Here is a 13,119-nt window from a genome sequence, read left to right on the forward strand (position 1 = left end):
CTTTAGAATTAATTAATAAGACTACGATGTAACAACCATTCATCAATTTCTGATTCAAGCCATCCAACTGATTGTGTTCCAAGCTTTCTTTTCTTCGGAAAAGTTGGATCATATCGTGGCGACCTCGGGTTCAACCAGTCATAAATTGTAGCTCGCGAGATACCTGTTTTATGGATAACAGCAGGTAAGCGGAGTATCCTGACTGCTGATGAAGTGTTCATACTAGTTTGCCTCTTATTAGCTCAGTTTGGTTCCAGCAAAGAATAGCTGCAAGGATTCTTCGAAAAAATACGGCTAGCAAAGGTTTATTTTTAACAGGTTTAACTTGTTGATATTGTGGGGATAAATGTTTTCTATTAAAATTTTTAGTGAAGAAATTAGTCGAAAACGCAGTACTCTCTCCAGTGAGATGAAAGACTGTGAATGGAGCATGTATGCCCAAATTCTGGATGAAAAACATACAGGCATGCAGGCTGAGTTGACTATGATGAAAGAGCGGGTCTGGAACTCCAAGAAGTTTGGTCCCGGAATATTATTGTATTCATCATCTTATTTGAAGGAGCATAGGTACAATGACTCTCATAAGGACTTTCCAACAAATGAGAAAAGCATCGAGTTAGCTAGGCTTATTGAACGTTATTGGAGTACATTGGAGGCTGAACTTCTGAGAGATAATGTTGCTGTCATTATCCCTGAATATATCTCTATGGATGAACTTTTTAAATTTCACCTTAAGTATGCACAGAAGTGCTATAAATGGGGTGAATTAGTTATATCAGACAATGAGGATGTTGCATTTGAAGCATTTAAAAAAGCATCTGAGTTATTTGATAAAAGCATGGGGATGGTTTGGTATAAGATCTCTGTAGATAAACAAACTAAACTTTTATCTACCAGGAATAGATCAGGAAGAAAAGGTGGGATAAAAAAATCTGAAATGTATCGTCCTATTCAGGAAAAACTAGTGGAACTTATAAATGATTTGGCTCCTGAAGAAAGATGGAGAAGTAAAGCTGCGGCGGTGAATGTTCTCATTGAACCTTTGTGGTTATTTATAGAGGAGTCAAAATTGAATGTTAATAAGCACGATAAAAAATATCGAATGCCAACTACCAGTCAGGAAGCCTTAGCCGATACTATTTTAAAATCGTGGTCTACAAATGTTGAAAGTGTGAAGCAGGCTTTCGAGGACACTGTAAGCAGAAAAAAAAGAACTGGTCAGGTGTAGTAATCTTTTATGTGAATTTGGATAATAAGAATAAGCGCTCCCTTTTAAGCGCTTATTCGTGTACTAGCCGACAAGCCTTATACCTCGAATGCCATTTCCAATCATACTTCCGTGCTCAGCAGCCATAACGAAGTCAGCCCACCATTGCATCATCGGGCGACGCTGTTCCAGGTAATCGCTGCGGTTATAAGCACGGCGAACCTCATTCTTATCCACGTGGGCCAATGCAGCCTCAATCACATCAGGCGGAAAACCTTGCTCGTTGAGAGCTGTACTGGCAATAGATCGCAAACCGTGTGAAACGAGCACCCCACCAAAACCTGCGCGTTTCAGCGATGCGTTAACGGTTTGACTGTTCATCGGCTGATTTGTCTTGATGTGGCTGGGAAAGATAAATTCTCGACTTCCACTTAACGGCTTCATCATCTCCAGTATCGCAATTGCTTCATCTGACAATGGAACCGTATGGTCCCGGTTCATCTTCATTCGAGCAGCAGGAATTTTCCATTCGCTAGCATTGAAATCGATCTCATCCCATCGAGCCTCAGCAGCTTCGGCAGGGCGGGTAATGGTGAGAAGCTGCCACATGAATAGGCAGCGCGTGGACAGGCTAATACTTGCCGTACGCATAGTCTGCATCAATTGTGGAAGTTGATCCGGGCGGATGCTTGGCATGTTTTTCTTCTGAGGTTTCTCGAATGCTTTCCCGATGTTTACGCTGGGAACCGCATCAATCAGGCCCGTGTTTTGCGCATAAATCATGACTTCGTTAATACGCTGACAAAGGCGGCGAACAGTCTCTAATGCACCTCTGGCCTGAACTGGCTGCACTGCTTTAACCAGAGTATGAGCCTTAATCTCAGTGACACTGATATCACCGATTGCTGGGAAGACATCTCTCTCAAGTGAGCGCCAGATATCTTCCGCATAGTCCTCTGTCACACTAGCTTTCTTCACATTCCACCAACGTTCCGCTACGAGCTGGAAAGAATTGGTTTTGGCTTCTAGCGAACTGCGAAGCTGTTCTTGCTGATGTTCCTGTGGATCGATTTGTTTCGCCAGGAGAGAACGGGATTCTGTCCGATAGCTTCGAGCATCGGCAAGCGTAACTGACGGGTAGGGGCCTATGCTCTTCTTCGCTCGTTTCTTGGTGACAGGACGAATGTAGCGAAACTGCCAGATTTTACTCCCGCTGGATTTGATAAGTAGCTCAAGGCCATCGCCATCATAGAGAACGTAGTCCGCTTCCTTGGGTTTAGCAGATTCGATTTCTTTAACGGATAGAGGTTTGGTTTGTCTTGCCATTGCCGGGTTTCCATAGTTTTAGGCACCTCAAAAACAATAAAGCTTTATGAGGTGCCTAACAAGGTGCCTAAAAGGTTCGGATTCAATTAGTTCTCTTCGGACTTCGCGGGACAAATTGAGGACACAAAAAAGCCCGCAGGGCTTGCGCCATGCGGGCTCTTAGGACTTCATCGGATGACTCTGGTAATCACCGATGGAGAATTTTGGTGGAGCTGGCGGGAGTTGAACCCGCGTCCGAAATTTCTACATCCTTGGCACTACATGCTTAGTCAGTCTTTACATTCGCCTGGCACCTGCGGACAGACACGCCACTACCAGACTAGCCTGATTAGTTTTAACGCTTCAACCCCAGGCAGGGCCTCCACGCGATCTCTTTTGGGTTTGACCTCTCTTTGATCCCCGTCTTAAGAGCGGAAGCTAGGGAGAGAGGGCTCAGAGCAGGTTATTAAGCTGCTAAAGCGTAGTTTTCGTCGTTTGCGACTATTTTTTGCGGCTTTTTACGAGGCCAACCGCCCCTCGGCATGCACCTTGGGTTTCGCAAATCCCGTCGAATCCAGAATCAGCCCCTTAGTGTTAGCGTAAGTATAACACTTTTGTGACTCGCGATGCCAGCCCCTGCAAGGGTGAGATGCCCGATGATTATCGAATTAAACTGCTGAATAAGATGAAAGAGGTGCTGAGGGAGGGGGAACCGGCTCTTACCCGCGATGCAGGCGAGAGCCGCGCGGGTTAGCGGCCCGCGTTTTTCATGATGCGGGCTTTATCCAGCTGCCATTCGCGCTCTTTCACGTCGGAGCGCTTGTCATGCTGTTTCTTACCCTTCGCCACGCCGATTTTCACCTTGCACCAGGCGTTCTTCCAGTACAGCGACAGCGCGACGACGGTATAACCTTCGCGGTTAACGCGCCCGTACAGGGTGTCGAGCTCGCGCTGGTTCAGCAGCAGCTTGCGGGTGCGCGTTGGGTCGCAGACGTAGTGCGAGGACGCCACCGCCAGCGGCGTAAAGTTGGCGCCGAACAGGTACGCTTCGCCGTCTTTCAGGATAACGTAGCTGTCGCCGATGTTGGCTTTACCGGCACGCAGGGACTTTACTTCCCAGCCCTGTAGCGAGAGGCCGGCTTCGAATTCGTCTTCGATAAAGTATTCGTGACGGGCGCGTTTATTCAGCGCAATGGTGGCTGATCCAGGTTTGTGGGCTTTTTTCTTGGTCATAATATCCTGAAGTCATCTTTATCTGTTCATTGCCTCAAGCCTTCCCGCGAGGCGCAATGCGGTATCTTAGCACGAGTTATGGCCTGGCGTTTTTTTTAACAGGCAATAAATGATATTATTTGCGCCGTGTAAGAGAGTGGGAATTGCTATGCCTCAGATTAGCCGTACTGCGCTGGTGCCCTATAGCGCGCAGCAAATGTATCAACTCGTGAACGATGTGAAGTCGTATCCTGCCTTTTTACCGGGCTGTACCGGTAGCCGCGTCCTGGAAGCCGGGCCAACGCAAATGACGGCCGCGGTTGACGTCTCAAAGGCGGGCATCAGCAAGACGTTCACGACCCGTAATACCTTAACCAGCAACCAGAGTATTTTAATGCACCTGGTCGACGGGCCGTTTAAGACGCTGATCGGTGCCTGGAAGTTTACGCCGCTGAGCGCGGACGCCTGCAAAATCGAGTTTCATCTCGACTTTGAGTTCACTAACAAGCTTATCGAGCTGGCGTTCGGCAAAATCTTTAAAGAGCTGGCGTCGAACATGGTGCAGGCGTTTACCTCCCGCGCCCGAGAGGTCTACAGTGTCGGCTAAAATCACCGTCGAGGTGGCCTATGCGTTGCCGGAAAAACAGTATCTGCAAAAGGTGACGCTGGACGCGGGAAGTACGGTTGAGCAGGCGATTATCGCCAGCGGGCTGCTGACGCTGCGTACCGATATCTCGCTCGACAGGAATAAGGTGGGGATCTATAGCCGTCCGGTAAAGCTGCAGGACGAGGTGCAGGACGGTGACCGGGTGGAGATCTATCGCCCGCTGATTGCCGACCCGAAAGCGCTCCGCCGCCAGCGGGCCGAGAAAGCCGGAAAATAAAAAAGCGCTCAGAGAGCGCTTTTTTTACGTCCGTCGCGGGCTTACTGATTGGTCAGCGCCGGCTTGTTGTCGATATTGGTCAGCACGCCGCTGCTGTTAAAGGTCAGCGTCAGCGTCTGCTGGGTCGCTTTTTCATGACCCGGCTGCTGGCGGAAGACGTAGAACCAGGTGTTGGTACCGAACGGATCGGACATCATCGGGGTGCCCAGAGCATAGGCAACCTGCTGTTGCGTCATGCCGACACGAATTTTAGCAACATCGTTTGGTGCCAGATAGTTACCCTGGTTGATGTCGGGACGGTAAACCACTCGTTCCAGAGTGGAACAGCCTGCGGTCAACATCAGAAGAACCGCTGCGGCAGCAGTCAGCATTTTACAGCGCATAGTGATTTGATTCCTTTTCGGGCCCGAGCAGTACGCGGCTCATTTGTAATATGCCGATGATAATAGACCTTTCACCACTTTAAAACCTCTGACGTTTGGTCTTACGGCGTTTTTTATCGTTCTCTATGACCCTGCGTTACCGAAAAAGTTTATGCGGCCAGCAACTCTTTCGCGTTTGCCAGCGTATTTCGGGTGACTTCGCTACCGCCCAGCAGGCGTGCCAGCTCCTGTAAACGGGCGCGTTTATCCAGCGGCTGCATGTGCGTTTCGGTCATCTCGCCGTCGGTTTCTTTGCTGACGAAGAAGTGGTGATGACCACAGCCCGCGACCTGCGGCAGGTGCGTCACGCACATCACCTGCGTTGACTCGCCCAGCTCGCGCAGCAGGCGGCCAACCACGGCGGCGGTCGGACCGCTGATGCCGACGTCCACCTCATCGAAAATCAGCGCCGGGGTTTCCATTTTACGGGCGGTGATCACCTGAATCGCCAGCGCGATACGGGAGAGCTCGCCGCCGGAGGCGACTTTGGCAATCGGCTGTAGCGGCTGCCCCGGGTTGGTGGTGACGCGAAACTCAATGCGATCCGCGCCTTCGGCCGTCAGGTGGCACGCTTCAAAGCTGACGTCGATGGTGAACAGACCGTGCGGCATCGACAGTGAGTGCATACTGTCGGTGATAAGCTGCGCCAGCTCTGCGGCGCAGGCGCAGCGCGATGCGTGCAGCTGCTGCGCGGTCTCCAGCGCCAGCTGATGGTGCTGCTGCACCGTGGCGCTCAATGTCTCCAGGGTGTCGGCCTGGGCGTCGAGCTGCTGCTGCTCATCAAGCAGCGACTGGTGAAACGCCGGCAGCTCTTCCGGGCTGATATGATGCTTGCGCGCCAGCGAAATCTGGCGGGAAATGCGCTGTTCAAGCTCGTACAGGCGGTTCGGATCGAGGTCGAGGCGGTCGCAGTAGTGACGCAGCTCGTCGCTGGCCTCGCTCAGCTGAATGGCGGCCTCTTCCAGCATATCCAGCACGCCGGAGAGCCTGGCATCCATTCCCGCCAGTTCGCTCACCAGCTGGCGCGCCGAATACAGCTGGCTTTGCAGATTGGCCTCTTCGCCGTCGGCGAGCAGGGTAAGGGCGTGCTGGCTGGTAGAGAGCAGCTGCCCGCTGTTGGCGAGACGCTTGTACTCTTCGTCTATCTGCTCGAACTCGCCCGGCTGCGGGCTGAACTCGTTAAGCTCTTTTAGCTGGTACTGCAGCAGCGCGGCGCGCGCGGCGCGCTCCTGGCTCAGCTGCTGATGCTGCGCCAGATCGCGGCAGCTTTGATGCCACAGGCGGTAATGCTCCGCCATGCGCTGAGTAAGCGCATACTCACCCGCATAGCCATCCAGCAGGGTTTTCTGATGTTCGGGACGGGTTAACAGCTGGTGGGCGTGCTGGCCGTGAATCTGGATGAGCAGTTGCCCAAGCTCGCGCAGCTGCGACAGCGGTACGGCAGTGCCGTTGATGAAACCGCGCGAGCGCCCGTCGCTGCTGATGACCCGGCGAAGTAAACACTCACGACCGTCCTCCAACTGGTTGGCTTCAAGCCAGCGCTGCGCGGCAGGGGTATCCTTCAGGGAGAAGCGGGCGCAGAGATCGGCTCGCGTGGCGCCTGCCCGCACCATGTCGCCTTCCGCCCGGCCGCCGAGGCACAGCCCGAGCGCATCAATGGCAATAGATTTGCCCGCCCCGGTCTCCCCGGTGATGGCCGTCATGCCGCTGTGAAAATCGATTTCCAGCTCACGTACGATTGCAAAATTGCTGATGGTCAGTTGTGCCAGCATTGTTGTCTTCCTGTATGAAAAACCATAACTGTGTTTACGTACAGTATAAACTGGTTTTTTATACAGTAAAGCGCCATATCTGAAATCAGAACAATTTTTTCGACCAGCCGAGTTTAGAGCTTAATGTGTTGAAATAGCTATAGTCTTTGGGGTGAATCAGGTTGAGATGGTAGTCGCAGCGGCGGATTAAAACGTCTTCACCTTCCTGAATCGGCAGCGCTATCTGGCTGTCGCAGCTGATCTCAAGATCGCTGCGGCGGTGCGAAAAGCGCAGGCGAATCGTACTGCTGCTGTTGATGACCAGCGGACGCGCCGAAAGGGTATGCGGGAACATCGGCACCAGGGTGATGGCGTCCAGCGACGGCGTCAGAATCGGGCCGCCCGCCGACAGCGAGTAGGCGGTAGAGCCGGTCGGCGTTGAGATAATCAGCCCGTCAGAGCGCTGGGAAAAGGCAAACACTTCGTCAATGTAGACTTCAAATTCAATCATATGCGCCACTTTGCCGGGGTGGAGCACCACTTCGTTGATGGCGGTACTGATGCGCTTCTGGCAGTCCTGCTGGCACACCTGCGCCTCCAGCAGGAAGCGTTTTTCCGCAATGTAGTGGCCTTCGAGTACGTCCGCGAGCTGCTGGTGCGCGTTATCCGGGTCGAGGTCGGTCAGAAAGCCCAGATTGCCGCGGTTGATGCCGATAACCTTGATGTCGTAGCGCGCCAGCGTGCGCGCGGCGCCGAGCATATTGCCGTCGCCGCCGACCACCACCGCGAGGTCCGCCTGCTGGCCGATTTCCGCCAGCGTGCCGGTTGCGACGTTTTTGAGCTGTAGCTCGTGGGCGATCTGTTGCTCCACCATTACCGTGTAGCCTTTGGAGCACAGCCAGCGATAAAGCATTTCATGTGTGGTGAGCGCGGTAGGGTGACGGGGATGGCCGACAATACCGATACACTTGAAATGATTGTTCATTTTCTGGAGGTCCTTGTGCCGAATGAATGATGACAATGTGGCGGCTTCCCTTGAAACCCGCAAACCGATCCCCATAATAAGCGAAGTCAGCGAGATGAATACGAAAAAACGCGGAGAAATTCATGAGTAGTAAAGAACAGAAAACGCCTGAGGGGCAAGCCCCGGAAGAAACTATCAAGGACCAGCACGAAGAGGTTGAGGCGGTAGAGCCTGGAGCTTCTGCTGAGCAGGTGGATCCGCGCGATGAAAAAATTGCGAATCTGGAAGCTCAGCTCGTCGAGGCCCAGAACCGCGAGCGCGACGGCGTCCTGCGCGTTAAGGCAGAGATGGAAAACCTGCGTCGTCGTACTGAACTGGATGTCGAAAAGGCGCATAAATTTGCGCTGGAGAAGTTTGTGAACGAACTTCTGCCGGTTATCGACAGCCTGGATCGCGCACTGGAAGTGGCTGATAAATCAAACCCGGACCTGACGCCGATGGTGGAAGGTATTGAGCTGACGCTGAAGTCGATGCTCGACGTGGTGCGTAAGTTTGGCGTGGAAGTCGTGGGCGACATCAATGTGCCGATGGATCCGAACGTGCATCAGGCGATTGCCATGGTTGAGTCTGACGACGTGGCGCCGGGCAATGTCCTGATGGTGATGCAGAAGGGCTATACCCTGAACGGGCGCACGATTCGCGCCGCGATGGTGTCTGTCGCGAAAGCCAAAGGCTGATATTACCGTTCGCCGTATGCAAACCCCCTCCGTCGCGGAGGGGGTTTTTTGTTATTCCGCCACGCTTTCCCGCAGCGATTTTACCGGCACCACTTTCACCTGCTTAATCATATTCTCCTGCACATCAAGAATATCGATGTCGTAGTGGTTGATGCGCACGCGCGTGCCGATGGCGGGAATTTCCTCCAGCGCTTCCAGAATGATGCCGTTAATCGTACGGGCGTCATCCTCCGGCAGGTGCCAGTTGAAGGCCTTATTCAGCTCGCGCACGTTGGCGCTGCCGTCGATAATCACCGAACCGTCGTTCTGCGGGGTTACCTCCTCCGCCAGCGAAGGCGACATCGAGGTGGTGAAATCGCCGACGATCTCTTCAAGGATGTCCTCCACGGTGACCAGCCCCTGAATATCGCCGTATTCATCGACCACCAGGCCGACTTTCTTCTTATTGCGCTGGAATTTGACCAGTTGCGTGCTGAGCGGGGTGCCTTCCGGCACGAAATAGATTTCGTCGGCGGCGCGCAGCATTACCTCTTTGGTGAACTCATTTTTCTCGGTCATCAGGCGGTAAGCCTCGCGCACGCGCAGCATGCTGATGGCGTCGTCCAGAGAATCGCGGTACAGCACAATGCGGCCATGGGGCGAATGCGTCAGCTGGCGGACAATCGATTTCCAGTCGTCGTTGATGTCAATGCCGACAATTTCGTTGCGCGGCACCATGATGTCGTCAACGCTGACCTTTTCCAGATCCAGCACCGACAGCAGCATGTCCTGATTGCGCCGCGAGATCTGCGAGCGCGATTCGTTAACGATGGTGCGCAGCTCATCTTTGCTTAACGCCGCGCTCATCGCGGCATCGGTCCGGATACCCATCATGCGCATCAGAATGCGGGTGATGGTGTTGAGCAGCCAGACCAGCGGCATCATTAACACCTGCAGCGGCGCGAGCAGGAAGCTGCTGGGATAGGCCACCTTTTCGGGATACAGCGCGGCGATGGTTTTTGGCAGGACCTCCGCGAACACCAGCACCACGAACGTCAGCACGCCGGTGGCGATTGCGACGCCCGCATCGCCGTACAGACGCATCCCGACGATAGTGCCCAGCGCCGAGGCCAGAATATTGACGAGGTTGTTGCCGATAAGCACAAGGCTAATGAGGCGATCGGGCTTACGCAGCAGCTTTTCGACGCGTTTTGCCGAACTGTTGCCCTGCTTTGCCATATGACGCAGGCGGTAGCGATTGAGCGTCATCATGCCGGTTTCCGAACCGGAGAAATAAGCGGAAATGACCACCATGATGATCAGCGTGACGATCAGCGTAGTGGTAGAGATATGTTCCAACTGAGATTCCTTTAGTGCTTAGCCTACGAACTGCTGCAGAACGCGGCTGCCAAAATAGGCCAGCGTCAGAATGCCGGCGCCGGCCACGTTAAACCAGACGACGCGGCGCCCGCGCCAGCCTTCATGATAGTGGCCCCATAACAACACGATATAGACAAACCACGCGACAATAGAAAGGACGGCCTTGTCGATATTTTCCGTGCTGAACAGGTTATGCATATAAAACAGGCCGGTACACAGCGTCAGCGTCAGCAGTACGACGCCGACCTGGGTGATATGAAACATCTTGCGTTCAATGCTCATCAGCGGCGGCATTTCGCTACTGAAGGCCAGCTTTTTGTTTTTCAGCTGATAGTCTATCCACGCCAGCTGCAGCGCGTAGAGCGCGGCGATGATGAGCGTCGCGTAGGCGAAGAGCGACAGGCCGATATGCACCATCATGCCGGGCGTCGCCTCAAGGTGCGTGATGAACTCATTGGGCATAAAGGTGGCCAGCGCCAGGTTTATCAGCGCAAAGGCGTAGACAATCGGCAGCAGCAGCCAGCCGCGGTTGCGCGACGCAACGATGGTCATTACCGTACAAATCATCAGGCTGACCAGCGAGCCGACGTTGAGCAGGCTCAGGTTTTGTCCGTTTTCGCCGCCCGGCAGGATGCGCGCCTCGAGCGCGAAGGCGTGGCAGATGAGCGCGATGACGGCGGATAAAATAGCCATGCGCCGCCAGCCGCTGTTTTTTTGCAGCAGGCCGGGAATGATCAGCGCGAGGCTGATGGAGTAGGCGACAAGCGCGAGCAGGGCAAAAACAGGCATAAAGATGTCGACGTCGGCGTGTTATGAAAGAGAATCAGTATAACGTTACGTGACGTCTGCTCCAACCGTTGCATCACAACTCGCATGGTGTCGTGTTATACTGCGGCAAATTTCTGTCTATGTGTCGCGATGGCGACCACCGTTTCCACCTCAGGCGAGAGACAATGTTTGATAATTTAACCGATCGTTTATCGCGTACGCTGCGCAACATCAGCGGCCGTGGACGCCTTACTGAAGAAAACGTTAAAGAAACGCTGCGCGAAGTGCGCATGGCGCTGCTGGAGGCCGATGTCGCCCTGCCGGTCGTGCGCGATTTTATCAACCGCGTTAAAGAGAAAGCGGTTGGTCATGAAGTCAATAAAAGCCTGACCCCGGGCCAGGAATTCGTCAAAATCGTCCGCAACGAGCTGGTGGCGGCGATGGGCGAAGAGAACCAGAGCCTGAACCTGGCCGCGCAGCCGCCGGCCGTCGTGCTGATGGCCGGCCTGCAGGGTGCGGGTAAAACCACAAGCGTCGGTAAGCTCGGTAAATTCCTGCGCGAGAAGCACAAGAAGAAGGTGCTGGTGGTGTCCGCCGACGTTTATCGCCCGGCGGCGATCAAACAGCTGGAAACGCTGGCGCAGCAGGTCGGCGTGGATTTCTTCCCGTCCGACGTCGCACAGAAGCCGGTCGATATCGTTAACGCGGCGCTGAAAGAGGCGAAGCTGAAATTCTACGACGTGCTGCTGGTGGATACCGCCGGTCGTCTGCACGTCGATGAAGCGATGATGGATGAAATCAAACAGGTTCATGCGTCCATCAATCCGGTAGAGACCCTGTTTGTCGTCGACGCCATGACCGGCCAGGATGCGGCGAATACCGCGAAAGCCTTTAACGAAGCGCTGCCGCTCACCGGCGTGGTGCTGACGAAGGTTGACGGCGACGCCCGCGGCGGCGCGGCGCTCTCGATTCGCCATATCACCGGTAAGCCGATTAAATTCCTCGGCGTCGGTGAGAAAACCGACGCGCTGGAGCCGTTCCACCCGGACCGTATCGCCTCCCGTATTCTCGGCATGGGCGACGTGCTGTCGCTGATCGAAGATATCGAAAGCAAGGTTGACCGCGCGCAGGCGGAAAAGCTGGCGTCTAAACTGAAGAAGGGCGACGGTTTTGACCTGACCGACTTCCTGGAGCAGCTCCGCCAGATGAAAAATATGGGCGGTATGGCGAGCCTGATGGGCAAGCTGCCGGGCATGGGCCAGATTCCGGACAACGTTAAAGCGCAGATGGATGACAAAGTGCTGGTGCGTATGGAGGCTATCATCAACTCGATGACCCTCAAAGAGCGCGCTAACCCGGAGATCATCAAAGGCTCCCGTAAACGCCGTATTGCCGCCGGTTGCGGCATGCAGGTACAGGACGTTAACCGTCTTCTGAAACAGTTCGACGACATGCAGCGCATGATGAAGAAAATGAAGAAGGGCGGCCTGGCGAAAATGATGCGCGGAATGAAAGGGATGATGCCGCCGGGCTTTCCGGGGCGCTAATCGCTTTAGAGATTGCAATTCGTACGAAAATGAGTAAAATTTTCGGGCTTTTAATATGACACCGGGCTCCGTTCCTCGATGGGGCCCGGTTGTTTTATTCACACAAGAGGATGTTATGGTAACTATTCGTTTAGCACGTCACGGCGCTAAAAAGCGTCCGTTCTACCAGGTTGTCGTTGCAGACAGCCGTAATGCACGCAACGGTCGCTTCATTGAGCGCGTTGGTTTCTTCAACCCGATCGCTTCTGGCGCGGAACAAGAAACCCGTCTGGATCTGGATCGTATCGCTCACTGGGTTGGCCTGGGCGCTACTGTTTCCGATCGCGTTGCAACGCTGATCAAAGCAGCAAACAAAGCAGCTTAATCTGTCACGGTGGTCATGATGAGCAAGCAAGACGCCGCGAAAGCGCCCGTTGAACCGATTGTTCTCGGAAAAATGGGTTCTTGCTACGGTATCCGTGGTTGGCTCAGAGTGTTTTCCTCCACCGAAGACGCCGAAAGCATTTTTGACTATCAGCCCTGGTTTATCCAGAAGGCGGGTCAGTGGCAGGCTGTTGAGCTGGAAGGCTGGCGCCACCACAATCAGGACATCATCATCAAGCTGAAAGGCGTTGACGATCGTGATGCCGCGAATCTGCTGACCAATTGCGAAATTGTCGTGGATTCTTCGCAGTTGCCGGAGCTGGAAGAGGGTGACTACTACTGGAAAGACCTGATGGGCTGCCAGGTAGTGACCACCGAAGGCTACGATCTCGGTAAAGTCATCGACATGATGGAAACCGGGTCCAATGACGTTCTCGTCATCAAGGCAAACCTGAAAGATGCGTTTGGTATCAAGGAGCGGTTGGTTCCGTTCCTCGATGGGCAGGTTATCAAGAAAGTCGATCTCACTACGCGTACTATCGAAGTAGATTGGGATCCTGGTTTTTAAAACCTCCGGATTAACGGTAAAAGACGGCACTA

Annotated in this window: 15 protein-coding genes and 1 other RNA gene; 7 read left to right on the forward strand and 9 right to left on the reverse strand. The window is 53.8% G+C overall.

Features of this window, described 5'->3' with window-relative positions:
- Positions 1-8: 8 nt before the first annotated feature.
- Positions 9-221 carry an AlpA family transcriptional regulator gene (locus tag ENTCL_RS22695; protein ID WP_013365117.1) on the reverse strand — a complete coding sequence of 71 codons (213 nt, stop codon included), beginning with the start codon at positions 219-221 and terminating at the stop codon, positions 9-11.
- Between the two features lie 125 nt (positions 222-346).
- On the opposite strand from ENTCL_RS22695, the gene ENTCL_RS05470 reads away from it, so the two are divergent.
- The gene (locus ENTCL_RS05470) at positions 347-1,228 is read left to right on the forward strand and encodes a hypothetical protein (RefSeq protein WP_013365118.1); all 882 of its coding nucleotides are present in this window, start codon (positions 347-349) and stop codon (positions 1,226-1,228) included.
- A 63-nt stretch (positions 1,229-1,291) separates the two neighbouring features.
- Here the strand turns inward: ENTCL_RS05470 and ENTCL_RS05475 are convergent, their stop codons facing one another.
- From ENTCL_RS05475 to smpB, 3 genes are all read right to left on the reverse strand, one after another.
- Positions 1,292-2,533, reverse strand: coding sequence for an integrase (locus ENTCL_RS05475; RefSeq protein ID WP_013365119.1), 1,242 nt, complete (start codon positions 2,531-2,533; stop codon positions 1,292-1,294).
- Between the two features lie 204 nt (positions 2,534-2,737).
- Positions 2,738-3,100, reverse strand: a transfer-messenger RNA (tmRNA) gene (gene ssrA, locus ENTCL_RS22700).
- Between the two features lie 162 nt (positions 3,101-3,262).
- Positions 3,263-3,745 carry an SsrA-binding protein SmpB gene (smpB, locus tag ENTCL_RS05480; protein ID WP_013365120.1) on the reverse strand — a complete coding sequence of 161 codons (483 nt, stop codon included), beginning with the start codon at positions 3,743-3,745 and terminating at the stop codon, positions 3,263-3,265.
- A gap of 148 nt (positions 3,746-3,893) precedes the next feature.
- Between smpB and ENTCL_RS05485 the strand changes: the two genes are divergently transcribed.
- Both ENTCL_RS05485 and ENTCL_RS05490 read left to right on the forward strand, forming a co-directional pair.
- Positions 3,894-4,331 (forward strand): type II toxin-antitoxin system RatA family toxin, encoded by a 438-nt coding sequence (locus ENTCL_RS05485; RefSeq protein WP_013365121.1) that lies wholly within the window; start codon positions 3,894-3,896, stop codon positions 4,329-4,331.
- Positions 4,321-4,608 (forward strand): RnfH family protein, encoded by a 288-nt coding sequence (locus ENTCL_RS05490; protein WP_013365122.1) that lies wholly within the window; start codon positions 4,321-4,323, stop codon positions 4,606-4,608. The genes ENTCL_RS05485 and ENTCL_RS05490 overlap by 11 nt, the downstream gene beginning before the upstream one ends.
- Positions 4,609-4,649: 41 nt before the next feature.
- Here the strand turns inward: ENTCL_RS05490 and bamE are convergent, their stop codons facing one another.
- The 3 genes from bamE to nadK all read right to left on the reverse strand — a co-directional run bounded on the left by bamE (position 4,650) and on the right by nadK (position 7,766).
- Complete coding sequence (gene bamE / locus ENTCL_RS05495) at positions 4,650-4,991, reverse strand: outer membrane protein assembly factor BamE (RefSeq protein ID WP_013365123.1); 342 nt, start codon at positions 4,989-4,991, stop codon at positions 4,650-4,652.
- A gap of 149 nt (positions 4,992-5,140) precedes the next feature.
- Positions 5,141-6,802: a DNA repair protein RecN gene (gene recN / locus ENTCL_RS05500; protein WP_013365124.1), complete on the reverse strand. Its 1,662-nt coding sequence runs from the start codon at positions 6,800-6,802 to the stop codon at positions 5,141-5,143.
- Positions 6,803-6,887: 85 nt separating this feature from the next.
- On the reverse strand, positions 6,888-7,766 hold the full coding sequence (gene nadK, locus ENTCL_RS05505) for an NAD(+) kinase (protein WP_013365125.1): 879 nt from the start codon (positions 7,764-7,766) through the stop codon (positions 6,888-6,890).
- Positions 7,767-7,888: 122 nt separating this feature from the next.
- Here nadK and grpE point away from each other — a divergent pair, with 122 nt between their 5' ends.
- The gene (grpE, locus tag ENTCL_RS05510; RefSeq protein WP_013365127.1) at positions 7,889-8,482 is read left to right on the forward strand and encodes a nucleotide exchange factor GrpE; all 594 of its coding nucleotides are present in this window, start codon (positions 7,889-7,891) and stop codon (positions 8,480-8,482) included.
- A 51-nt stretch (positions 8,483-8,533) separates the two neighbouring features.
- Here the strand turns inward: grpE and ENTCL_RS05515 are convergent, their stop codons facing one another.
- Entirely contained in the window at positions 8,534-9,820 is a 1,287-nt protein-coding gene (locus ENTCL_RS05515; protein WP_013365128.1) for an HlyC/CorC family transporter, read from the reverse strand.
- Between the two features lie 18 nt (positions 9,821-9,838).
- Complete coding sequence (locus ENTCL_RS05520) at positions 9,839-10,630, reverse strand: cytochrome C assembly family protein (protein ID WP_013365129.1); 792 nt, start codon at positions 10,628-10,630, stop codon at positions 9,839-9,841.
- A 164-nt stretch (positions 10,631-10,794) separates the two neighbouring features.
- Between ENTCL_RS05520 and ffh the strand changes: the two genes are divergently transcribed.
- From ffh to rimM, 3 genes are all read left to right on the forward strand, one after another.
- On the forward strand, positions 10,795-12,156 hold the full coding sequence (ffh, locus tag ENTCL_RS05525; RefSeq protein WP_013365130.1) for a signal recognition particle protein: 1,362 nt from the start codon (positions 10,795-10,797) through the stop codon (positions 12,154-12,156).
- A 115-nt stretch (positions 12,157-12,271) separates the two neighbouring features.
- Complete coding sequence (gene rpsP / locus ENTCL_RS05530) at positions 12,272-12,520, forward strand: 30S ribosomal protein S16 (protein ID WP_013365131.1); 249 nt, start codon at positions 12,272-12,274, stop codon at positions 12,518-12,520.
- A gap of 18 nt (positions 12,521-12,538) precedes the next feature.
- Entirely contained in the window at positions 12,539-13,087 is a 549-nt protein-coding gene (gene rimM, locus ENTCL_RS05535; RefSeq protein WP_013365132.1) for a ribosome maturation factor RimM, read from the forward strand.
- Positions 13,088-13,119: the final 32 nt, after the last annotated feature.

Source organism: [Enterobacter] lignolyticus SCF1 (genome assembly GCF_000164865.1).
Lineage (GTDB): Bacteria > Pseudomonadota > Gammaproteobacteria > Enterobacterales > Enterobacteriaceae > Enterobacter_B > Enterobacter_B lignolyticus.